The following is a 20,252-nucleotide window of genomic DNA, read 5'->3' as shown; positions in this document are numbered from 1 at the left end:
CTGCGGCAGCCGGTGAGTCAGCATCGCCAGAATCGGAGCTCCGATGGCGACGCCCAGCGCATAGCTGGTAATGAGCTGTCCCGCCGAGGAGATAGACACTTGCAAATCTTCAGCTACATTGGGCAGAATGCCCATAATGACGAATTCGGTCATTCCAATCGCGAAAGCGCCAAGCGTCAGGGACAACAGCGCGAGCGGAAACCGTTCCTTGGCTTCGGCGCGGGGATTAACAGAATATGACGTTTCCATTGCGTTCATTCTCCTTTGACCCGTCTGTTATTCCCGGGAAAAATATAAGTTCGTCCAGCGCTTTGTTCCACCGAGACGGGCGCTTCAAAAAAACGGCTGAGCGTCTCTTCGTTCAGCATGCGGCGCGTTGCGCCGGAATCGAACACCCGGCCTTTTCGGAAGAGCAGCGTATGGCTGAAGGCGGGCAGAATTTCCTCCGTATGGTGGGTCACATAAATAAGCGAAGGAGCGTTCTCGCTCAAGGTCAGCTCCTCAATGCTTTCCAGCAGCCGTTCACGGGCGAACAGATCGAGGCCGTTGCACGGCTCGTCCAGAATCAGAATCTTCGGCTCGGCCATCAGGGCGCGGGCAATCAGCACCTTCTGCTTCTCCCCCTGCAAGCAGGTGCGGTAATCGCGGTCCCACAAATGCCCGCAGCCGAGCTTGTTCATTAATGTCCCTGCCCGCTCGAAATCCTCTTCCGGCGCATGCGCGTACAGTCCGATCGAGGCGTGCTTTCCGCTGATTACGACATGCTGAGTCCGGTCCGAGCCGTGCAGCTTCTCTTGAAGAGAAGAGCTGACCCAGCCGATGGACTTGCGGAGCTCCCGCAGATCAATCTCGCCAAAGCGCTCGCCGAGCACAACAATTTCCCCTTCGGTCGGCCAGATGTAACCGTTGATCATATTCAGCAGCGTCGTTTTTCCTGAGCCGTTGAGTCCCATCAGCGCCCAATGCTGCCCCTTTTCTATGCTCCAGTTCACCCGGTCGAGCAGCGTCGTCGTCCCCCTTTTCCAAGAGACGTTGCTTACCCTCAAAATGCAGTCCATTCCCCTGTAACCTCTTTTCTGCTCAAAATAATCGGACCTGACCGCAAAAGCTATACCGGCAGTCGCATCTGCAATATCGTATTGTATACAATGCCAGGTGTAAATGTCGATGTGAATATTGCTCAATTTGTCTTAAATTATTGCTATCATGCTATAATGGGACGGGGTGAATGCTGATGAAAATGCAAGTTGTGACGGAGAACATCGAGCTGTGCAGATTGGAAGAACATTACGAAGAGATTCCCCATGTTCATGAGAACTGGGTTCAACTGACCTTTGCTGTTCGCGGCGGCTCGTCCGTCATTACCCAAGGCACATCCGGGTTCATCCCGGAGGGCGCAGGAATAGTCCACAAGCCGATGCAAGAGCATCAAATCCGGGTCGATGAGGGAAGCTGCGCCATCGTGATCAAGATGCGCACTTCGCTGTGGGAGACTTTGCAGCATGAGGAAGCGGATTGTATCACCGTGGAGCAGGACATCAATCCCCGCGAATTGAATGCAGAGTTCCAAAGATGGATTGCCCCGCTATTGTTAACCGATGGGGATGATCGAAGCCGGCGCAGCCTTACGGAGACGGGCGTGCTGCTATATCTCACGCGCAATCTGAAAAGAGGGGACTGTCCGGACAAGAATCCTCCATGCCTGCCGGAGCTTCACCGTACGGGAGATCCGTATATGGACCGCGTGTTGGAATACATACATCTTTCGTATACATCATCCATCAGCATCGAGCTATTGTCGTCAATGGCTCTCCGGAGCCGCTATCATTTTATACGCTCCTTCAAGGCGGTGACGGGCTTCTCGCCTTATCAATATATCCTTCGTCTGCGGATACAGCGCTCCAAGTATGAGCTTGAATATACCGAAGCAACGATTTCCGCGATCAGCGCCGGTCTCGGCTTTGCTTCAACCAGCCAATTCTACCGGGCCTTCGTGAAAATCACCGGCATGGCCCCGGAGCAATACCGCCTGGAGCGAAAGATGGGCTGACCGGCTGATGAAGGGCCTCCTTCGCGCGGCAACCCCCATTTGACGAAAAAAAGCTCCGCCGGACAAAACCTGTCCGTGAAGCCTTTTCGCTTGATATTATGGCGCTGCTTAAATGCTATAAATCCCGGGTGGACAGGATGCGCAGAGAGATGATATAGGAGACGAGGATAAAGGCGATATACAGCAGCCCGGCCACGACCCCCTCCCTCAAACTCAACCGGGAAATATTTGAAATAAAATCACCGAGCCAGGGCTGGGCTTTAATCAATTCATTAAGATTCATGGACCCAAAGAACATAATCATAAAGAACGCCGTGTTCACAATCTGCTGCCCCTTGGGGCCGAGCCAGTAGTAGATGGGCAGATAGACCGCCGCGCTTGCCGGAACCAGCAGGACCGTAAATCCGAAATCTCTCCAGTGTATCGCCAGCGGATGCCCCAACCGATTCAGGATTAAGCTTGAAAGGACCGTACAGCCTATGCCAAACAGGAGATAAGGCACGATGGAGATATATTTGGCGGTGACGATCTGGCTCCGGCGCACCGGAAGGCTGAGCGCAAATCTCTGGTTCATATTGCGGACATCCTGCATACAGGAATTGACCAGCAGCAGGATGGACGGCATAGTCACGAACAAGCTTACACTGAATAAGTCGTTCTGCATGGTCGTATAGGATAGAAAGACAAGATAAGCCGCAATGAACAAAAGATAATTAGCCGACAGCAGCACATCCTTGCGGATCAGCGAAACGATATGGCTCATGCGCTTTTTCCTCCTTTGGCGGTAAAGTACATAATATCCTCAAGCGTCGGCGTTTCCAGCAGAGCGACGTCTTTAAAGGCCCGTTTCGCTTCTCCCCGATCTTTGGACAGCGCTTCGAACCCATGCGCGCCTTCCCTTACCCCGACGAAGAACTTCCGTATATCCTTATCCAGCAGCTCGCGTCCTCCCTTGACCATGACATAGCGTTCAAACACCTCATCCTTGCTCTCGCTGAAGACGACCTCCCCCCGGTTAAGGAAGACGATATAATCCGCGATCCGGTCCAGGTCATTCGTAATGTGGGTGGAGAACAGGATCGACTTGTTCTCGTCGAGAATCTGTTCGCTTAACAGCTCCAGCAGCTCCCTGCGGAAGACGGGGTCCAGTCCGGCCGTCGGTTCGTCCATAATCAAGAGATCGGCATGGTGGGACAAAGCGACCGCGAGCGAGAACTTCATTTTCATCCCTTTGGACAGATTCTTGATCTTGGCCTTGGGCGACAGCTCGAACAGGTCGAGATAGCGTCTGAACGCCGCGTCATCCCAATGCTTGTAGAAGGGACGGACTATGCTCTTCATCCGGCTGATGGTCAAGTGCTCGTAATAGAAGTTCTCGTCCGAGACATAGCCGACGCGCTCCTTGATTAAAGGCTCCGCCGCCGGGCTGCTGCCGAACAGACGAATACTCCCGTTGTCGGGTCGCACCATATCCATCATCATTTTGATCAAGGTGCTCTTGCCTGCTCCGTTGGGGCCGATCAGCCCCGTGATATAGCCTTTATTGACCTCGAAATGAACATCTTTCATGGAAAAACGGTCAAATGTCTTGGAAATCCCCTGGATTTCAATCACACTGCTCATCCTTCTTCCTCCTCCTTAAGCGTCCTGAATATTTCAACCATCTCTGCAAAACCGATCCCAAGCAGCTCGCTTTCCTTCATCACTTCCTTCATCTTCTCCTCCAGCAGCCGGTATCGCTGTTCACGGATATACTGCTGATTCATTCCGGATACAAACGAACCTTTCCCTACCAGCGAGTCCACCAGCCCTTCTCTCTCCAGCTCCTCATATGCGCGCTTCGTCGTAATGACGCTGATCTGCAAATCCTTGGCCAGTTGGCGAATCGACGGCAGGGGTGACCCCGCAGCAAGCTCGCCTTGTAGTATCATCTGCCGAATCTGAGTTACGATCTGCGCATAAATCGGTTCACCCGATGAGTTGGACAAAATAATGTTCATCTTCCACCTCATTCCGCTGCATTGTTATTATTGTATATATAATATATATACAATATATTCATTCTTGTCAACGATATTCACCTCTTTTTCCCGAAATCCGGCTCCCGCCATCAAAAAAGCACACCCTGCGCCTATGGCAGAATGTGCTCCAGCAATCCCATCGCAACCTCTTCATAAAAGCTGAAAAGACCTCCCGAATGAATTCAGGAGGCCGTATTCCCACAGTGCCGTCTTACTCGTAGGAGCTTTGCTCGTTCGCCTTATAGCCCTTGTCTCTGCGCAGCATTTCCTTGCGCTTATCCATCTGCTCCTGCTGCACCTGATTGTTCTCATGGGCCGTCGGCGCCGTGTTGTCCAGGTCTTTAACGGTATTGATCAAGTTTTTGTCGGGGCTCATCGCAATTCTCTCCTTAACCATTTCTTGTGATACCCTGGTTAGTGTTGCGGTAAGGAGGGGAAATTATGCATGATCGTCCATAAAGCTCCGTTAATTAGTGCTCAGCGACAGACCGATGATCTCCGACCGGCTGGCCAGACGGATGGGCGGACCCCAGGTTCCGTAACCGGATGAAACAATAACATGCAGATTCTCTTTATTCAGATAGCCCCAGTCCAGCTCGAACAGGCGTCTTGTAATCCAGTGGATGGGCGCGATTTGCCCCCGGTGCGTATGGCCGGAGAGAAGCACATCGACGCCCGCTCTAGCGGCGGCATCAAATCCTGTCGGCTGGTGATCCATCATGATCACGGGGCGCGTCAAATCGAGACCTTCCAGCAGGGAAGCGACACTCATGCGGCCTTCGCTGTCCATACTCTCCGCCGCCTTGTCCTTCCTTCCTACAATATATACTCCGGCAACCTCGGCGACCTCGTCCTGAAGCACGCGTATGCCGACTTCGCTCATCAGATCCGTATATTTCTTGATGTCCTTGCCGTAATACTCATGATTGCCCAGCACGGCGAACACCCCGTAACGGGCCTTCAGCTTGCCGAGCTGCTCGCTCATCCGGTGGCGGACGAACGGCTCCACGCTGTCATCGAGCACATCCCCGGCCAGCAGCACAATGTCCGGCTGCATCGCATTCATCCGGTCGACCATTTTCTTCAAATGCCGGTTGCCGACAATGTCGCCGAGATGAATGTCGGAGGCTACGGCGATCTTGAGGTTCCTCTCGAACTGCTTGGGAAGCCCAAGCGAGTGAACGCGCAGCACCGTGCTCCACGCATTCCGGGAGCCCCACACCAGAAATACAGCAAGCAGCGCCACAATGACCGCTCCCGCTTCGGAAATATAACCGGAAACATCGGCGTCCGCAAGGTACAAAATCCAGTAGAACAGATCAGCAACGGGGAGCAGAATGATAGCAAACTGCATCAGAGCCAGATAATACGAGCCGATAACTTTGAGAAATCTGGCGAGCGGTTTAAGAGCCTCCGGCATGGGTGCTCTGCATATAAGATAGGCTAGCGCGACAACCCAAAAGACCGGCCAGAATACCCCCGGGCTCGTTCCGGGCAGCCAATTCCGGACAAGCAGCCACAAATGGTAGCCGATGTAGAAATTGACCAGGCCAAGCAGCAGCAGTCCTCCGGCAATCGAAAGAAACAATCTTATTCTCTTCATCCTATGTCTCCTTTGGCAATATTTCTCTATAAGGGAATATAGAATATCATCCTTCATTGTTATGCTAAAAGCAACTATGCCAAAAGTATGTGCGATTGCCGGTCAGTAATCAAGTTCAAAATAAAGGAAGCCGCCCCTCGATCCCGCAGGAATGAGGAACGGCTTCCCTGTTTCTTACCGCCATACCTTAAGTTAAAATATGTCCGCCTTCCGCGTGAAGGACGGTTCCGGTCACAAAACCGTTTTGGAGCAGGTAGAGGACGCTCTGCGCAACATCCTCCGCTCTGCCCACCCGTTTGACCGGGAGCTTGCCAGCCACCGCTGCGTAGAAATCATGGCGCGCGCCTTCGGCCATTTTGCTTCGCGAAGGCGTATCAATAATGCCGGGTGACACGATATTCACGCGGATGGGAGCAAGCTCCAGAGCCAATGTCTGGCCCAGATTGGAAACCGCTGCGTTGACCGCGCCAAGTACAGACGATCCGATCATCGATTTATAGGCGACCACGCCGGAGAACAACGTAATGGAACCGTTCGCCGCAAGGTTCGGCGCCCCGTACTTAGCCGCATAGTATTGGCCCCAAAATTTATTCTCGAACAACTGGCGCGCTTGGGCCGTGTCCGTTTGGAGAAAGGGCCCGCCGGAGGTCTCTGCGGCGCTGACGACAAGATGATCGAACGTGCCGATTTGGGCGAAAAAGGCTTGCACTTGCTGTTCATCCGTTGTATCGAGCGATAAAGCTGCGGCTTTGGCTCCCAGATTTTCTTTCGCCTTTTGCAGTTTATCTTCCGAGCGGCTGGCGATAATCACCTCCGCCCCAAGCGCAATGGCTTGTTTCGCCGTTTCCAGACCAATGCCGGAGCTTCCGCCGATAATAACGATTTTTTGATTGTGCAGCATGGGTATTCCTCCTGTTTATGTTGGATTTATTGGAAATTCAGTGCCTCTTCAAGATGGGAATCAAGCTCGGATATAAATTTATCCAGCTTCGGATTTTTGATGACATCATAGCAAGCGAAGCTCTTTAAAGGCTCCATGCCGAGAAATTCCTGTACCCGATGCAGATGAGCGATTGCGCCTTCCAGACTCTCCCCTTTAAAAAACTCCGCGGGATCGTTAAATGCTTGCTCCGGGGCATTCCACGTTGTCGAGAACATATACTTCTTGCCGGTTAACAGCCCGCCTCTGCCATACTGGTCAGCGCCTTTAAAGAATAAGCCGTACTCGTATACTTCATCCATATAGGTCTTGAGCAGCCCGGGAACACTGAACCAGTAAATTGGAGTCTGGTAAATGACAACATCCGCCCAGAGAAACTTTTGCTGCTCCTCTTTGATGCTGTAGCCGCTTTGGAGCGTTGTCGTTTGCACATTGTTCTTCTCACTTAACAGGCTCACCATGCGGTCCGCCAAGGTTCGATTCAATTTCCCTTCCGCAGAACCGTATTTTTGGTGGCCGTTGATAATCAGTATATTTTTCATTTCTGTTCTTCCATCTCCTTTATTGTTATCGGCCCGATACAACGATAGTATATGTGCAGCAAATTCCTTTTGGGAAGTAGTGATATTAATACCATATAGTTTCCGAAAGTATACTATTGTGCTATGATGGGATCATCAAGCCGAAAAAAATGTTGGGAGGATGCTTCAATGAGTGAAGCTGAACCGATTGTGCTGACGAAAGGAACACCGGGGGAGCCTTGCCCCATTGCCAAAACGCTGGATGTGATCGGGACCAAATGGACCTTTCTCATCATTCGGGATTTGCTGATTGAAGGAACGATGCGATTCAGCGACCTGCTGAGATCCATGGATGGAATCAGTCCGAAGACACTGTCGCTCCGTCTTAAAGAGCTGGAAGAGCATGGGGTATTGGAAAGAAAGGTATATCCGGAGGTGCCTCCGCGCGTAGAATATACGTTGACGGATAAGGGAAAGCGGCTTGAGGGGATTTTTATTGAATTAAAGAGATTCGGGCTAAATCTGTAACAAAACAGGCCAGCGCGGAAAGTTTCCGGCTGACCCGAGTAGGCAAATACGGCAGTTCAGGACACAGGTCGCCCCGCCTGCTGCCGCCTTGTTAAACGCTAACTATGTACTCCCGAAAGCTACGCTTTCGCGCGTTGTTCCTCCAGGTAATCCCCGATCAGCTTGTCGCATTTGTTAATGTGGGTAATTAGCCAATCCGTCAAAGTGCGGTTAAGCTTAATGGTCGTGAGAACGGAGACGCCTTTGGTCTTGATCGCTTCCTCCAGCTCAAGAACAGTCTTGACGAAATCGGCATGCTCCTTCTGATGCTCGGCTAATTCCGGGAAGTGGATGTCCTTCATCAAATCTTCTTCACTTCCAAAATGCTCAATCGTGTAGTCCTTCAAAAATTTGAGCGTTTCTTCGATCTTCTCGCGCCCTTGCTGATTCGAGCAGGCATCAAAGAACTCGTTCAGCTTGACCAGCAGCTGTCTGTGCTGGCAATCGATCTTCTCCACTCCGATTTCGTATGATTCCCTCCAGGCTATCATGTCCGCATCGCATCCTCTGCCATAAAATTCACACTATTCTGCTCTTTATTCTCTCTCTTTCGACTGGAAAAAACAGTTAACAACATCACACGACAACTGTTTTTTTGAACCGGTTTCAACAGCGAGAAAGCCTCAGCCTCTGCGCAGAAAAAGCCTGAATTCTCAGGCTTTAAGAGCTGCGGCCGATTTACGCGCGTTGACCACTCTCACTGCCATCAGGGAAGCGAACAGACACAGAAAGCCTGCGGTAACGAAAGGAACCGTGTAACTGCCGAGCCATTGTCTCATCACTCCGGCCCCGTAAGCGGCCGCGGAAGCGCCGAGCTGATGAGCTACCAGAATCCAGCCGAATACCATCCCCGCTTTTTCTCTTCCGAAATGATCGGCGGTAATTTTGACGGTCGGGGGTACGGTTGCAATCCAGTCCAGCCCGTAGAACACGGCAAACACCAGCATAAGCGTGTAACCACCGTCAAGCGCGTAGGGCAGGAAGATAAGTGACAATCCCCGAAGGCCATAATACCAGAACAGCAGCCATCTGCTGTCAAAACGGTCGGACAGCCAGCCCGACAGCGTCGTACCGATCATATCGAACATCCCCATCAAGGCGAGAAGCCCTGCGGCCGTTACAACCGGGATGCCAAAGTCGCCGCAGGCCGGGATCAGATGCGTGCCGATAAGGCCGTTGGTGGAGAAGCCGCAAAAGAAAAAAGTGCCTGCCAGCAGCCAAAACGTGCCGCTCTTCACCGCATCCTTCAGCGCAAGCAGCGGAGCGAGAAATAAATTGCCATGGAACGGTGCAGGCGTTGCAATCTCCGTCTCTCCAAGCGGAGGAACCCCGACACTGTGAGGATGATCTTTCATCCAAATCGCCACTATGGGAATCAGCACGAGCAGCACCGTAATGGTTGTGTAAATGGAAAACCGCCAGCCGAGGCCAACCGAGATCTTCGCCAGTAGAGGCAGGAACAGCAGTTGCCCCGTCGCCGCGCTGGCTGTAAGCATACCGACAACGAGCCCTCTGTGCTTCACGAACCAGCGGCCCGCCACCGTAACGCCCAGCACATTGGCGAGTGCCCCGGTGGCCAGGCCTATGACAACTCCCCAAAGCGCAATGAACTGCCAGAGCTCCGTCATAAACGACGTTAACGCAAGGCTGATTGTCAGCAAACTCATCGTCAGCAGCATGATGCGGCGAACGCCGAAGCGGGCCATCAGCGCGGCGGAGAAGGGTCCCATCAACCCGTACAGAAATATGCGAATGGACAATGCGCCGGACACCGCGGAGCGGCTCCAGCCAAATTCATGTTCAAATTGCATCATCAATACGCTGGGAATCGAACTGATGCCTGCCGATACCAGCAACACGAGAAAAACAATCGCAACCACAGTCCACCCATAATACCACCGGGGAGCTTTATTTATTAACGGCATCCCTTCACTCCTATCCTTATCTCTATCATTGCTTTATATCATACAATCTACATTCCTACAATTACCATGGCAGAGGCTGACCCATATAATAGAACTGTCCGCTCGGTCCGTCAGCATCAATGGTTGCCAGGGCCACAGCCGTCTTGGCGCCTTCTTCTACCGGGATTTCCGCATTGGCTCCGCCCATGTCCGTCTGTACCAGTCCGGGATGAGCCGAATTTACTTTCAGTGGGGTGCCCTCCAGCTTCTGCGCCCAATAAGCGGTCAGCATGTTCAGTGCCGCCTTGGATGCGGCATATGCCGGATCTCCGAGCTTACGTACCGTTTCATTGGTATGCATTAAGGTAATGGAGCCGATCGCACTGCTCTGGTTCACGATGCGTCCCGCCTCGCTCTTCAGCAGCAGCGGAAGCAGCGATTCTGTGAGTAAGAACGGAGCAAACGTATTAACCTCAAAGGTCTGGCGGAAAGCGTCCAGATTTCCTCCAGACGAACGGAGCACGATGCCTGCATTATTGATCAGGATATCCAGCTTGCCATAGCGGCGGTCTATCCACTCGGCTAACGCTTCGATATCGTCTTTGTTCGTAACTTCCAACTGAATGCCGACCGCATCAATGCCCGAAGCTGACAACGGCTTCGCAGCCGCCTCTGCCGAGGAGAGCGTGCGGGCGCCCATCAGAACGGTGATGCCTAGCGCGCCCAGTTGTTTGGATATTTCCAGTCCGAGACCTCTATTAGCACCGGTAACCAAAGCGATTTTTTGAGTCATTGTTATTCCTCCTGATTATTATTCAAGAATATTCATTCTTTAATTAGGTAAAAAAAATTAAAATATAGCTGAAAGCGCGACTTTATATACATCCTGTAACGTTTTGGGGTCAGTTGTCGTTTTGGCCATAATATGGACTCCCTGCTTCACACCGACTAGAAAACGCGACAGCTCGCGGAGATTACGCTTCCCTTTCAGCCCGCCTTCCTTCTGCGCGCGGAGCAGGAAGCTGTAGAAGCGGTTCTCCATATCGAGCAGACTTGCCTCCACCCTGCTCGCCACCTTGGGGTCGAAGGGCGCCAGCTCGACGGCCGTATTGGCAATTAAGCAGCCGCGCCGTTCATTTGCGTTGTCCATAGACCTTTCGATCAGCCGCTCGAAAAAGGCGGCAAGCTGCTCCTTCGGATTGCCGGGCTCCTCCAACACCGCAAACAATTTTCCCGCTGAATGATGCCGGAACCGGTCAAGCGCGGCCAGAAACAAATCATTCTTATCCCCGAACGTTTCATACAAGCTGCCTCTGTGTACTCCGGTATGCTCGCATAAATCCTGAATTGATGTTTTTTCAAAGCCTTTGCTCCAAAACAGTTCCATTGCTTTATCCAATACTGTTTCTTCATCGAACTCCCGAGGTCTCGCCATCATCACTCCTCCTCTCTGAATCCATCTTAATTATTTAAGAACGAACAGTCAAGTATTATTTTGAAAATTTCATTTGATTGTTGACAATATGGCCTTACTTCCGCCATTTGACGCCGCTTCGCAATTTCCTTGTCGCTCTTCTTACGGATGAGACCTTCGGCGTCGCCATTAATGAAGCGGCCAGGCGCCAAAGAGTCAGCGAGAGGTGGATAGCTAAGTCATGTGCCGGTGTCCATCATGGCGGCTCTGGTGGCGCAGGAGCTGCTTGTCCGGGACGGCAAGCTCGTCCCGCTGTCAAGCAATCTGGAGCTAATGGCGGCGGTTCCCGCCTTTCTTGTCGCCATTACAACGCGCAGCCTGCTCGGAACGGTTGCGGCGGGAATCGTATCGCTGATGCTGCTGCGTCTGGCGCTTTAAGTTGTCAGCAGCGGCTTAAGCTCTGCAATCACCGCCTGAAGCTGGGACGAGCACTGCTCGAACAGCTTTTTGGTGTTCTTGTTTTGAGCCGACAGCCCGAACAGCTCCAGGTCCGCTTCGCATTTCTTGAGCAGGGCGTATAGCTGCGGCTTCTCCTGCGGCTGCGGCACTTGAACGCTGTCGGCGTATAAATCGACCGTCAGCTCCCCGTAGGAGTCAACCTGGCCCAGAAATATATCCTGGAGGTTAAGCTGCTGCTTCTCCAGTTCACCCATCAGCCATTTCGGCGTTTTCCCCATCATATCGAGCGGTTCGGGCATTAATTTTCCGTCCATAATGACGGCCTGAGTCTCTTTCTCCGGAGCGACCTTGATTCCCAAATGCTTGGGAGTAAGCGGCTGATTCTCGCGGTTCAGCAGCACATTGACCTGTCCGCTCGCCTCCATAATCGCAAACTCCACGTCGGCAACCTTGAACACGCTCTTGGACCGAAGCTGCTCCAGCAGATCGTCCGTCGTCAGGCGCTCTTTTTTCAAATTCTCTTCCAGAATCTTGCCGTCCTTGATCAGCACGGTCGCTTTGAAATCAACGAAATCTCTGGCTTTCTTGCTTTTAAGCTGCAGAAATTCGATCCCGAAGGAAATGGCGACCCATACCAGAATCGCGATCATGCCCAGGTGCCAGTTCTTGTCCGTATCCAGCGAGATGTAAGCAGCCAAGCTGCCAAGTGTGATCCCCGTAATATATTCGAAGAAAGAAAGCTGGGATACTTGTCTCTTGCCAAGGATCTTCGTTAACAGAAAAAGTACGACCACAGCGAATATGGTCCGAAAAATAACTTCCAGCCAAGTCGGCATTTTTCAGCATCCTCCTCTTGTCTCGTGCAGTTGTTGAGCAAGTTCATTATTTCTCGAAACACCGCAAACTATTCGAATTTAGCTTCTGTGCCCAACCCATACTGACTCAAACCGGCCGGTGAATAATTGCAGCAAAAGGAGCAAATATTAGTGGACGGCTCACGGTTATTACGCCAATACATTAACGCCAACACAGGAGGAATTGACAATGACTGTAGCATCAGATGTAAAGACCTGCCTTTCTTCGCTGAAAAGCGCTCAAGCAAGCCTTGAACAGTTCGCGCTCAGCACGCAGAACCAGCAAGCCAAAACGCTGTTCACCTCGGCCGCGCAGCAAACCCAGCAAATCGTTCAGCAAGTAGAAAACCGGGTTCAGGAGCTGGAAAAAGAAGAACCGCAATACAGAGGATTCTAACACAAAATGAAAAGGCCCCATTCTCCACGTCAGTGGGGATTGAGGCCTTTCGTTTCGTTATTATCCCAACTCATTAAAGTCATGTAAAAATTTCTCGATATTCCCGTTCCATTGATTGCCGCTCGCATCCAGAAGCCCCAGCACACGCTGAATCGTCTTCAAAATCCGGCTGTCCCCCGCCCCGTTCTGCACCGCCTTCTCATAAGCCTGTCTCAGCTCCGGATCGATGGTTGTCGGTTCGCCGCTTGTGCCGTATTCGTAGGCCGGTGTATTGTTGGAGCCATAGAACACAAACGTTCTAACCAGCTTCATCCGGTCATTGACCGCCGCAGTACGGTTGGATTTCGGATACTTCTTCACGAAGGATTCGAGGGCAAGCCCGCGGTTAATCAGCTCATCCCATGAAATCACAATGGCCGCGTCGCTCAGGGCCGGTTTATTGGAATCGACAGCCATCAGATCAATGTAGGCGGCGATATCTTTTCCGATATAGGGCTTGAAAGGCTTGAACCCCTCGTAGTGCATCACAGGATAATACATACCCTCACTGGTCTCCAGCTTGTAGCCGTAAGCGAAGGTCTCGGTTAACAAGGCGCGAACACCGGGATCAGTAATCCTCTTCATCAAGTTGCTGTAGGTGAGCCCGGCCTGCGGTCCGTTCTTGCGGACGGCGCTGTCAATCGTCTTCTGCACCTTTTCCGGGAAGAGCTTTTTTGAAAAAGCGTCCAGTCTCGCCTTTTGCGCATTTTCGAGCTGAAGCACCATGAGTGTAGCCCGCCAGGAATCGGCTTCTTTTATATGATTGAGGAGATAATTGCGAGCCTGGATCAAGCTTGCCGGCGTCTTTGCCGAGTTCTTCACATATTTCTGGAACTGGTTATATACGGCCAGACTTTGACTTTGCCCTGCGGTTACGGCCTTTAACGCTGATACAGATGGGGGAAATGCGGCCGCTGCGGCACCGGCGCCAAGCGCGATGGCCAAACCGAGCAGCGCCCCTCTTTTTAATTTGGCGGACGTCTCGAATAGATTCTTCATATGCACCCTTCTCTCTCTGCTGTTATGGAGTTTGAACCTCCGCACCCTTGAAAGGGTGGGATTCTTAGCTAGTTAACGGGCGCATACGTTTCCGCTTTGCCCAACGGCTAAGTTAAGGGCTAGTTCAATAGCCCATCCTAGATCAGAGCATATAGCTATCTAGGCTGACAGACTGTTACCATCCGCCACAGGTTTATGCATGATGTTGATTGCACCTACTCGATCTCGATGTGCTGTATATCCACAGTCGCATTGATACGCTCGATCTTTTGCTTTGTTCCGTTGACCGCATGACGGACAGGTTTGCGAAGTGTAGGCTGGATTGACTTCTATGACTTTGATTCCAGCTAATGCCGCCTTATATGTGATGAACGTTTGCAATTGATAGAACGACCAGCTATGCAGATTCTTAGCGTTTTTACGACTTGTTCTTGTCGTCTTGCGAATATCAGCCAGTTTCTCCAGTTTAATGATCGACACCTTTTCTTGAATAGCCATATTCACGATCTGGCGGCTGATTTTATGGTTCTGGTCTTTCATATAGCGACTTTCCTTGTCACGCTGTTTACGAATGGCAGATTGCTTCTTGAGTTTTCCTAGTTTGCGACGGTGGGTGTTGTACTTACGGCGGATGAACTTGTTCTTGCGGCCATTGCCGCAAAACCTCGTCTTGCCACTGGATGTTACGACAACGGCAGGGACTTTCAAACCTAAATCAACGCCCATGATTCCATCACCTGCCGCTTGCTCAGTCGGTCTTACGATGGAGACTTGAACAAACCATTTAGCCGATTTTTGAACAACGCGCAGAAGTCCATGCTTGCTGTTAGAAAGCATGTCTCGCTCCCGATCAGAAAGAAGTGCAGGGACAACAAGACGTTGTACTTTTCCATCCATGACAACAGGGAAAGAGAGGCTATCGTCTCCGATTGCATAGTTTTGATTATTGACGTAGTACACGCGCTTTTTGAGAATGGGGCGCTTCTTATTCTTCTTGGACTTCTGAAATAGGCTTTTAGCGTCTCGAATGAGTTGATTCTTTACAGCAGATGGCAGATTCGCATGGACAGTCTTTGAAGTTAGCTTTGGAAACGTTCCAGATGCTTCTGCTTGTTCCGTTAGCTCATTGACTGTCCGAATGTACTCATTGCCCATATCCACCAACACAGACGGATGGGCTGGAAATATGCGGATTTGAATCGTTACCGTCTGCATGGTTTCACCCTCTTGTCTTTTGTTCTTCCACGTATCGCTTGATGGTTTCGCTTTAAATGTTCCCTGCTGTACTAACGAAATAGGAACGTGTCCAAAGAGAAGGCAAGTGCTTCAGGTGCTTGAATTGACCACGAAGGCGGCGAGAGGTTATTCCTCTCAGTTTTGCCATGATTTTCGCTCGAAAATCTAGTTGGCAGTACGTTTATAAAGATATGCACATGATCGGGCATAACTTCCATTGCGATTAGCATCCAATCGTTTTCATCGCATATTTCGGAAGCCAGCTGTTTGAACTGAGTCTCCACCTGATTGACGAGCACTTTACGCCTGTATCTCGGGCAAAAAATCAAATGATAGTTGATTAAGGATACGGTTGTTTTGGTAGTCCTGTATGGTTGTCCCATAACTACATTGTGTTATTTCACTTAATAAACTGCAACAAGGATGTGCACCCATGCTTTCTGTAATTACCCCCTAGACGCGCAAGCTCCCCATTTTGTTGCACCCGTTCGATATATAACGAATCCAGATACGCCTTGAAGGCGAGCCCGTTGCTGTGAAAAAAGCCCCCGGCGCTTGGCGGAGGCCACTGAAAAAGTCCCTTTCTTAGAAAAAGGTACAATCACTCAAGAAATTGAGGAGACTGTACCTTTTCTCGTTTATAATTAAAGCATCAATGGCGAGTAAGTGAGCAAATGATTCGGCAACAACAAACCCTGATGCTAAGTCCGTACGCGGAATTGTATAACATCGTGGTGCCCAAGGACAACATGCTGCGTCAGATTAATGAGCTGGTGGACTTCGATTTTATTTATGAGGAATTACAGAATAAATACTGCTTGGATAACGGTCGGAACGCAATCGATCCTATTCGTATGTTCAAATACTTATTGCTGAAAGCTATTTTTGAGTTGTCTGACGTTGACATCGTCGAGCGTTCAAGATATGACTTGTCCTTTAAGTACTTTCTGGGTATGGCGCCGGAGGATCCGGTAATCGATTCGAGTTCTCTGACGAAATTCCGAAAGCTTCGCTTAAAGGATATTAACCTCCTAGACATGCTTATCGGCAAGACGGTAGAACTTGCCATTGAGAAGGATATTTTAAAGAGCACATCTATCATTGTGGATGCCACGCATACAAAAGCGCGTTACAATCAAAAGTCGCCGCAGGAGATTCTGCAAGATCAAGCACGGAAACTGCGTAAAGCCGTTTACTCCATGGACGATACGGTTAAAGTCAAAATGCCGGCTAAGAACACGAGCGATGTGCTCGAAAACGAGATAGCGTATTGCCAGAAGCTCATTACCTTCATCGAGGCGGAGTCCGGAATTGCACAAGTGCCGAAAGTGCTGGAGCCGCTTAACCTGCTGAAGGAAACGGTTGAGGATGACGTTGAGCAGCTTCGTCTGACAGCGGACCCCGATGCGCGAGTAGGACACAAAAGTGCCGACTCCGCCTTCTTTGGATACAAGACGCATCTGGCCATGACCGAGGAACGCATCATAACAGCAGCTGTGATCACCACAGGCGAGAAAAATGACGGAAAACAGCTGCAGACGCTGATCGAGAAAAGCCAAGCGGCCGGTGTGGAGGTCAAAACAGTAATCGGCGATACCGCCTACTCTGAGAAGGATAACATTTCGTATACAAAAAACAATGATCTCGAACTGATATCTAAGCTTAATCCGAACATTACACAGGGAACCCGCAAAAAAGAAGACGAATTTCTGTTCAACAAGGATGCAGGCATGTATGTCTGCAAGGCCGGTCATCTAGCCATTCGAAAGGCTCGGCAGGGAAAGAAAGGCCGTGGCAAAAACCAACGAGACACTTACTATTTTGATGTCGAAAAATGCAAGCAATGTCTGTTCAAGGAAGGCTGTTACCAAGAGGGTGCCAGCAGCAAGACTTACTCCGTCACCATAAAATCCGATGAACACGCAGAACAAATGACGTTCCAAGAAACGGAGTATTTTAAAACCAAAACCAAGGAACGGTACAAAATTGAAGCGAAGAACAGCGAGCTCAAACATAGACACGGGTATGATGTAGCCATATCCTCGGGTCTGCTTGGCATGCAGTTACAAGGTGCGATGGCCATATTCGCAGTCAACTTAAAGCGGATATTTAAGATCGCTGAGTAAGGGTAGCAGGGAATACCGCCCAAATAACCTACAAAAAGAAGATGCCTTTCCCACTATATGGGCATAGACATCTTCTTTTTTGTTTGGACTGTATTCGATCACTTGAAAATGCGTAAGTTCTTCAGCGGACTCCGCTTGGCGCCGAGGGCTTCGTGAACGTTCCGTGTATCGTTTAGTGCATAGCGCCTTCCTGCGGATGGCGCACAGCGACGCGCTTCAGGAAGAAAGCGATAACGAGCCCGACAAGGGTTAGCAACGTCGCGAAGATAAAGGCGTGCTGAACCCCCTGGGTAAAGGCAGGAATGAAGTGAACCGGGTCCTCCGGATTCGCGACGCCCTTCAGATAGCTCTTCGAGCCAGCCGTCATGATGCTGATCGCCAGCGCGGTGCCAACGGCCCCGGCCACCTGCTGGAGCGTGTTCATAATGGCTGTGCCATGCGGATACAGCTCAAGCGGCAGCTGGTTGATTCCATTCGTCTGCGCCGGCATGAACACCATCGACACGCCGATCATCAGCGCGCTGTGCAGAATGATTGTGAAGACCACCGAGGAAGCCGGATTAATGTCCGCAAAGAACCACAGCGTCGCGGCGACAATGGCAAGCCCCGGAATGACAAGCCACTTCGGTCCGAATTTATCGAACAGCCGGCCCATCAGCGGCGACATCAAGCCGTTGATAAGTCCGCCCGGCAGCAGCATAAGCCCGGCCTTGAACGCGCTGAAGCCCTGTCCATTCTGCAGATACAGCGGAAGAATCAGCATGGAGGACAGGATAACCATCATACAGATAAAAATCATCAGCAATCCGACAACGAACATCGGATACTTGAACACGCGCAGATTCATCAGCGGCTGCTTCATCGTCAGCTGGCGCCATACGAACAGCACGAGCGACACCAATCCAACGATAATGGCTATGGGCACCTTGGGATTGCTCCAGCCTTCCTCTTCGCCAGCGCTGCTAAAGCCGAATACGACGCCTCCAAAGCCAACGGTGGAGAGCAGAATCGAGAACCAGTCGATGGCAAGCTTGGTGACCTCCGTAATATTCTGCATGTATATCATCCCGAAGATCAGCGCGATGACAAGAAACGGCAGCGACAGCCAGAAAATCCAGTGCCAGCTCAGGTGCTCAATCAGGAGACCGGCAATGGTCGGACCGATGGCCGGAGCTACCATAATGACGAGGCCAATCATGCCCATGGCGGCGCCTCTTTTTTCAGCCGGAATCAGCACCAGAATTGTATTGAACAGCAGCGGCAGCAGCAGCGCCGTTCCCATCGCCTGCACGACACGGGCAACCAGCAAGTATTCGAAGCTTGGCGCTACGGCCGCAAGGGCCGTTCCAATGATGGAGAAGGACAAGGATGCGATAAATAACTGTCTTGTCGTGAACCGCTGCAACAGCAGCCCCGAGATGGGCACAAGAATTCCCAGTGTCAGCAAATAGGCCGTCGTCAACCACTGCGCCGTGGCCGGTGTAATCTTAAGCACTTCCATCATTACACTAAGCGCGACGTTAAGCGCCGTTTCACTGAACATGCCAATGAAGCCGCTCAGGAGCAGCGCGATCAGGATGGGCATCTTTCTGATTTTATCCTGATTTATGGCTGCGGATTGCATTGTTTCTCCCACACTTAATTCCTCCTGCTATTTCAGTCTATTTCTCTCTAACTAAAAGCCAAAGCGGTCTACATAATGAAATCACAATTTCAAACTAAAAGTCAACGTGTACTACTTTAAAAATGGTCTTGAAACTATTATAATGAAATTATTCCAATATGCGAGGTGGGTATTATGGCTGAACCATCAAAAGGGATTCCCAGACCGCTGGTCAGGGTCAATCAATCAGTTATTGTGGTGTCCGTGCTGCTAACCTGGATTACCGGCTTCTACTGGTTTCTGGCCATCCCGCTTGCCGCAGGGCTGCTCGGCCTGGCCTTCCGGTATAATCCTGTGATCAAGCTCTCCGCCCGGTTTCTGAGGAAAGACCGCTCCGCCTATATTCTTGAAGATGAGGAGCAGCAGCAGTTTAATCAGACGATCGCCGTGCTCTGTCTGGCCGCCGGGCTCATCAGTTATCTCGCAGGTTGGTTAACCACCGCCTATATTTTCACCGCTATAGTAGCTGCGGCGGCCTTTGTCGCCATACTCGGCTTCTGCGTCGGCTGCTTCATCCATTATCAATGGAAAATGTATACGTACAGACGGAAACAAGGCAGCCCCCGTTGATGGCTGCCTTGTTTTTGGTATGGACGGATCTGGAGAAGATTGGAGCACCGGCATCAATCCTCCCCGTCGCCCCGCACTCCGACAATCACTGCACCTTGCCGCTTTCTTCACCCGCGACCGACCAGCGGTGCCGGAACTTGTCCAGACGGGGATGCGGACTCTGCGGCGCTTCCGTCAACAAGAGGCGCAGCTTCTTGATCCATTCTTCGAAAGATGAGAACGAGGCGAACAGATTGGCCGTTTCCGGCGTGAGATAGAGAAAATGCGGAGCCGGATAACGCTCGGTCAGATGTCTCAGAGCCGAGTCGATCGGCGTATACTTTTTCCGCTTGCCCTCCAGATTCTCCACAGTAATGCCGGAAGCGCCCTGTTCCCTTTTCCACTCGTGGAGACGGTCTTCTCTCTTGTAATAGGAGCTTACGGGCTGCCTGGACATTCTGCGCACCGTCTCCTCATGCAGCGGATAAAGCACCAGCTTGCTGAAGCTCTTATCCAGCGCCGCCTGCGCCGCCGCTTTCAGTTCTTCATCTGTCGTATGCTCAAAGGAGTCATAATAAACAAGCGTTCCCTTGCGCTTCTCTGCCGGCGGCTCGTAGCCGTAAGGCACATGCTCTATTTCCCGTCCCATGAGTGTACCTCCTGATAGGTTTGTTGATTATTGTAGCATTTCCTTTAACGCTACGGGGTATTTTAGAAATTCCTGCGGGATGAGACGGCGCAGCCGGGTATGATATCCTTCCTGCGATAGACGCCAAGCAGCAGCCCGAGCGCGCCGTATTCGATCAGCAGATGGCTTCCGCCATAACTGAGAAACGGCAGCGGAAATCCTACAATCAAGACATGGCCGCTTAATTTGACCACTCCGTATACGAGCTGAAAGGCAAGAATC

At 51.2% G+C, this 20,252-nt stretch carries 25 protein-coding genes and 2 pseudogenes; 7 read left to right on the top strand and 20 right to left on the bottom strand.

Annotated features, from left to right (window positions below):
* A partial coding sequence (locus L692_RS27480; RefSeq protein ID WP_036721236.1) for an MFS transporter occupies positions 1-249 on the bottom strand: 249 nt, incomplete at its 3' end.
* Positions 250-254: 5 nt separating this feature from the next.
* Positions 255-1,058 (bottom strand): ABC transporter ATP-binding protein, encoded by an 804-nt coding sequence (locus tag L692_RS0101005; RefSeq protein ID WP_025696382.1) that lies wholly within the window; start codon positions 1,056-1,058, stop codon positions 255-257.
* A gap of 176 nt (positions 1,059-1,234) precedes the next feature.
* On the opposite strand from L692_RS0101005, the gene L692_RS30455 reads away from it, so the two are divergent.
* Entirely contained in the window at positions 1,235-2,050 is an 816-nt protein-coding gene (locus tag L692_RS30455) for a helix-turn-helix transcriptional regulator (protein WP_198027687.1), read from the top strand.
* A gap of 115 nt (positions 2,051-2,165) precedes the next feature.
* Here L692_RS30455 and L692_RS30450 read toward each other — a convergent pair whose 3' ends face one another.
* The 7 genes from L692_RS30450 to L692_RS0100960 form a co-directional block, all read right to left on the bottom strand.
* Positions 2,166-2,813 (bottom strand): ABC-2 transporter permease, encoded by a 648-nt coding sequence (locus L692_RS30450; protein ID WP_025696378.1) that lies wholly within the window; start codon positions 2,811-2,813, stop codon positions 2,166-2,168.
* The gene (locus L692_RS0100990; protein WP_025696376.1) at positions 2,810-3,673 is read right to left on the bottom strand and encodes an ABC transporter ATP-binding protein; all 864 of its coding nucleotides are present in this window, start codon (positions 3,671-3,673) and stop codon (positions 2,810-2,812) included. Before L692_RS0100990 ends, L692_RS30450 begins: the two co-directional genes overlap by 4 nt.
* On the bottom strand, positions 3,670-4,050 hold the full coding sequence (locus L692_RS0100985; RefSeq protein ID WP_025696374.1) for a GntR family transcriptional regulator: 381 nt from the start codon (positions 4,048-4,050) through the stop codon (positions 3,670-3,672). The genes L692_RS0100990 and L692_RS0100985 overlap by 4 nt, the downstream gene beginning before the upstream one ends.
* A 232-nt stretch (positions 4,051-4,282) precedes the next feature.
* Positions 4,283-4,447, bottom strand: coding sequence for a hypothetical protein (locus tag L692_RS32275; RefSeq protein WP_198027686.1), 165 nt, complete (start codon positions 4,445-4,447; stop codon positions 4,283-4,285).
* Positions 4,448-4,537: 90 nt separating this feature from the next.
* Positions 4,538-5,674 (bottom strand): metallophosphoesterase, encoded by a 1,137-nt coding sequence (locus L692_RS0100970; RefSeq protein WP_025696373.1) that lies wholly within the window; start codon positions 5,672-5,674, stop codon positions 4,538-4,540.
* Between the two features lie 187 nt (positions 5,675-5,861).
* Positions 5,862-6,575, bottom strand: a complete 714-nt coding sequence (locus L692_RS0100965; protein WP_025696371.1) for an SDR family oxidoreductase — start codon at positions 6,573-6,575, stop codon at positions 5,862-5,864.
* Between the two features lie 26 nt (positions 6,576-6,601).
* The gene (locus L692_RS0100960) at positions 6,602-7,156 is read right to left on the bottom strand and encodes an NAD(P)H-dependent oxidoreductase (protein ID WP_025696369.1); all 555 of its coding nucleotides are present in this window, start codon (positions 7,154-7,156) and stop codon (positions 6,602-6,604) included.
* Positions 7,157-7,324: 168 nt separating this feature from the next.
* Between L692_RS0100960 and L692_RS0100955 the strand changes: the two genes are divergently transcribed.
* A complete protein-coding gene (locus tag L692_RS0100955; RefSeq protein WP_025696367.1) occupies positions 7,325-7,663 on the top strand; it encodes a winged helix-turn-helix transcriptional regulator in 339 nt (112 codons plus the stop codon).
* Between the two features lie 119 nt (positions 7,664-7,782).
* On the opposite strand, the gene L692_RS0100950 is transcribed toward L692_RS0100955, so the two are convergent.
* From L692_RS0100950 to L692_RS0100935, 4 genes are all read right to left on the bottom strand, one after another.
* Positions 7,783-8,193: a bacteriohemerythrin gene (locus L692_RS0100950; protein ID WP_025696365.1), complete on the bottom strand. Its 411-nt coding sequence runs from the start codon at positions 8,191-8,193 to the stop codon at positions 7,783-7,785.
* Positions 8,194-8,355: 162 nt separating this feature from the next.
* Entirely contained in the window at positions 8,356-9,627 is a 1,272-nt protein-coding gene (locus L692_RS0100945; RefSeq protein ID WP_036721233.1) for an MFS transporter, read from the bottom strand.
* 61 nt (positions 9,628-9,688) lie between these two features.
* Positions 9,689-10,399 carry an SDR family oxidoreductase gene (locus tag L692_RS0100940; protein ID WP_025696361.1) on the bottom strand — a complete coding sequence of 237 codons (711 nt, stop codon included), beginning with the start codon at positions 10,397-10,399 and terminating at the stop codon, positions 9,689-9,691.
* A 57-nt stretch (positions 10,400-10,456) separates the two neighbouring features.
* A complete protein-coding gene (locus L692_RS0100935) occupies positions 10,457-11,044 on the bottom strand; it encodes a TetR/AcrR family transcriptional regulator (RefSeq protein WP_084463031.1) in 588 nt (195 codons plus the stop codon).
* Between the two features lie 89 nt (positions 11,045-11,133).
* Here L692_RS0100935 and L692_RS33365 point away from each other — a divergent pair.
* Together L692_RS33365 and L692_RS0100930 are read left to right on the top strand one after the other, a co-directional pair.
* Positions 11,134-11,253, top strand: a pseudogene (locus L692_RS33365) (AzlC family ABC transporter permease); the annotation flags it as partial.
* Positions 11,254-11,263: 10 nt separating this feature from the next.
* Positions 11,264-11,458 (top strand): AzlD domain-containing protein, encoded by a 195-nt coding sequence (locus tag L692_RS0100930; protein ID WP_025696357.1) that lies wholly within the window; start codon positions 11,264-11,266, stop codon positions 11,456-11,458.
* On the opposite strand, the gene L692_RS0100925 is transcribed toward L692_RS0100930, so the two are convergent.
* The gene (locus L692_RS0100925) at positions 11,455-12,315 is read right to left on the bottom strand and encodes a DUF421 domain-containing protein (protein WP_025696356.1); all 861 of its coding nucleotides are present in this window, start codon (positions 12,313-12,315) and stop codon (positions 11,455-11,457) included. The two genes, L692_RS0100930 and L692_RS0100925, sit on opposite strands and share 4 nt — an antisense overlap.
* Before the next feature lie 208 nt (positions 12,316-12,523).
* On the opposite strand from L692_RS0100925, the gene L692_RS0100920 reads away from it, so the two are divergent.
* The gene (locus tag L692_RS0100920) at positions 12,524-12,730 is read left to right on the top strand and encodes a DUF1657 domain-containing protein (protein ID WP_025696354.1); all 207 of its coding nucleotides are present in this window, start codon (positions 12,524-12,526) and stop codon (positions 12,728-12,730) included.
* A 60-nt stretch (positions 12,731-12,790) separates the two neighbouring features.
* Here the strand turns inward: L692_RS0100920 and L692_RS30445 are convergent, their stop codons facing one another.
* From L692_RS30445 to tnpA, 3 genes and pseudogenes are all read right to left on the bottom strand, one after another.
* On the bottom strand, positions 12,791-13,768 hold the full coding sequence (locus L692_RS30445) for a hypothetical protein (protein WP_025696352.1): 978 nt from the start codon (positions 13,766-13,768) through the stop codon (positions 12,791-12,793).
* Positions 13,769-13,927: 159 nt separating this feature from the next.
* Positions 13,928-14,983: an RNA-guided endonuclease InsQ/TnpB family protein gene (locus L692_RS0100910; RefSeq protein WP_025696350.1), complete on the bottom strand. Its 1,056-nt coding sequence runs from the start codon at positions 14,981-14,983 to the stop codon at positions 13,928-13,930.
* 52 nt (positions 14,984-15,035) lie between these two features.
* A pseudogene (tnpA, locus tag L692_RS30950) lies at positions 15,036-15,387 on the bottom strand (IS200/IS605 family transposase).
* Positions 15,388-15,678: 291 nt separating this feature from the next.
* Between tnpA and L692_RS0100905 the strand changes: the two are divergent.
* Positions 15,679-17,130, top strand: coding sequence for an IS1182 family transposase (locus tag L692_RS0100905; RefSeq protein ID WP_025696348.1), 1,452 nt, complete (start codon positions 15,679-15,681; stop codon positions 17,128-17,130).
* Between the two features lie 172 nt (positions 17,131-17,302).
* Here L692_RS0100905 and L692_RS0100900 read toward each other — a convergent pair whose 3' ends face one another.
* On the bottom strand, positions 17,303-18,754 hold the full coding sequence (locus L692_RS0100900; RefSeq protein ID WP_025696346.1) for a DHA2 family efflux MFS transporter permease subunit: 1,452 nt from the start codon (positions 18,752-18,754) through the stop codon (positions 17,303-17,305).
* 174 nt (positions 18,755-18,928) lie between these two features.
* On the opposite strand from L692_RS0100900, the gene L692_RS0100895 reads away from it, so the two are divergent.
* Positions 18,929-19,363 carry a DUF4395 domain-containing protein gene (locus L692_RS0100895; protein ID WP_025696344.1) on the top strand — a complete coding sequence of 145 codons (435 nt, stop codon included), beginning with the start codon at positions 18,929-18,931 and terminating at the stop codon, positions 19,361-19,363.
* An 85-nt stretch (positions 19,364-19,448) separates the two neighbouring features.
* Here the strand turns inward: L692_RS0100895 and L692_RS0100890 are convergent, their stop codons facing one another.
* Positions 19,449-19,991, bottom strand: a complete 543-nt coding sequence (locus L692_RS0100890; RefSeq protein WP_025696342.1) for a hypothetical protein — start codon at positions 19,989-19,991, stop codon at positions 19,449-19,451.
* Between the two features lie 62 nt (positions 19,992-20,053).
* On the bottom strand, positions 20,054-20,252 hold a 199-nt coding region (locus L692_RS27460), incomplete at its 5' end, for an FtsW/RodA/SpoVE family cell cycle protein (RefSeq protein WP_036721229.1).

Source organism: Paenibacillus forsythiae T98 (assembly GCF_000520735.1).
Lineage (GTDB): Bacteria > Bacillota > Bacilli > Paenibacillales > Paenibacillaceae > Paenibacillus_AQ > Paenibacillus_AQ forsythiae.
The sequence above is the reverse complement of the archived record's forward strand: the minus strand, read 5'-3'. Positions and strand labels throughout refer to the sequence as shown.

What these genes read in the sequence shown, in the direction of transcription:
- L692_RS0100950 (WP_025696365.1), bottom strand. Translation starts at nt 8,193, where the DNA reads ATGATAGCCTGGAGGGAATCATACGAAATCGGAGTGGAGAAGATCGAT.
- L692_RS0100965 (WP_025696371.1), bottom strand. Translation starts at nt 6,575, where the DNA reads ATGCTGCACAATCAAAAAATCGTTATTATCGGCGGAAGCTCCGGCATT.
- L692_RS0100960 (WP_025696369.1), bottom strand. Translation starts at nt 7,156, where the DNA reads ATGAAAAATATACTGATTATCAACGGCCACCAAAAATACGGTTCTGCG.
- L692_RS0100940 (WP_025696361.1), bottom strand. Translation starts at nt 10,399, where the DNA reads ATGACTCAAAAAATCGCTTTGGTTACCGGTGCTAATAGAGGTCTCGGA.
- L692_RS0100990 (WP_025696376.1), bottom strand. Translation starts at nt 3,673, where the DNA reads ATGAGCAGTGTGATTGAAATCCAGGGGATTTCCAAGACATTTGACCGT.
- L692_RS0100970 (WP_025696373.1), bottom strand. Translation starts at nt 5,674, where the DNA reads ATGAAGAGAATAAGATTGTTTCTTTCGATTGCCGGAGGACTGCTGCTG.
- L692_RS30445 (WP_025696352.1), bottom strand. Translation starts at nt 13,768, where the DNA reads ATGAAGAATCTATTCGAGACGTCCGCCAAATTAAAAAGAGGGGCGCTG.
- L692_RS30455 (WP_198027687.1), top strand. Translation starts at nt 1,235, where the DNA reads ATGAAAATGCAAGTTGTGACGGAGAACATCGAGCTGTGCAGATTGGAA.
- L692_RS0100945 (WP_036721233.1), bottom strand. Translation starts at nt 9,627, where the DNA reads ATGCCGTTAATAAATAAAGCTCCCCGGTGGTATTATGGGTGGACTGTG.
- L692_RS30450 (WP_025696378.1), bottom strand. Translation starts at nt 2,813, where the DNA reads ATGAGCCATATCGTTTCGCTGATCCGCAAGGATGTGCTGCTGTCGGCT.
- L692_RS0100905 (WP_025696348.1), top strand. Translation starts at nt 15,679, where the DNA reads ATGATTCGGCAACAACAAACCCTGATGCTAAGTCCGTACGCGGAATTG.
- L692_RS0100920 (WP_025696354.1), top strand. Translation starts at nt 12,524, where the DNA reads ATGACTGTAGCATCAGATGTAAAGACCTGCCTTTCTTCGCTGAAAAGC.
- L692_RS0100890 (WP_025696342.1), bottom strand. Translation starts at nt 19,991, where the DNA reads ATGGGACGGGAAATAGAGCATGTGCCTTACGGCTACGAGCCGCCGGCA.
- L692_RS0100900 (WP_025696346.1), bottom strand. Translation starts at nt 18,754, where the DNA reads ATGCAATCCGCAGCCATAAATCAGGATAAAATCAGAAAGATGCCCATC.
- L692_RS0100935 (WP_084463031.1), bottom strand. Translation starts at nt 11,044, where the DNA reads ATGATGGCGAGACCTCGGGAGTTCGATGAAGAAACAGTATTGGATAAA.
- L692_RS0100910 (WP_025696350.1), bottom strand. Translation starts at nt 14,983, where the DNA reads ATGCAGACGGTAACGATTCAAATCCGCATATTTCCAGCCCATCCGTCT.
- L692_RS0100895 (WP_025696344.1), top strand. Translation starts at nt 18,929, where the DNA reads ATGGCTGAACCATCAAAAGGGATTCCCAGACCGCTGGTCAGGGTCAAT.
- L692_RS0100925 (WP_025696356.1), bottom strand. Translation starts at nt 12,315, where the DNA reads ATGCCGACTTGGCTGGAAGTTATTTTTCGGACCATATTCGCTGTGGTC.
- L692_RS32275 (WP_198027686.1), bottom strand. Translation starts at nt 4,447, where the DNA reads ATGAGCCCCGACAAAAACTTGATCAATACCGTTAAAGACCTGGACAAC.
- L692_RS0100985 (WP_025696374.1), bottom strand. Translation starts at nt 4,050, where the DNA reads ATGAACATTATTTTGTCCAACTCATCGGGTGAACCGATTTATGCGCAG.
- L692_RS0100955 (WP_025696367.1), top strand. Translation starts at nt 7,325, where the DNA reads ATGAGTGAAGCTGAACCGATTGTGCTGACGAAAGGAACACCGGGGGAG.
- L692_RS0101005 (WP_025696382.1), bottom strand. Translation starts at nt 1,058, where the DNA reads ATGGACTGCATTTTGAGGGTAAGCAACGTCTCTTGGAAAAGGGGGACG.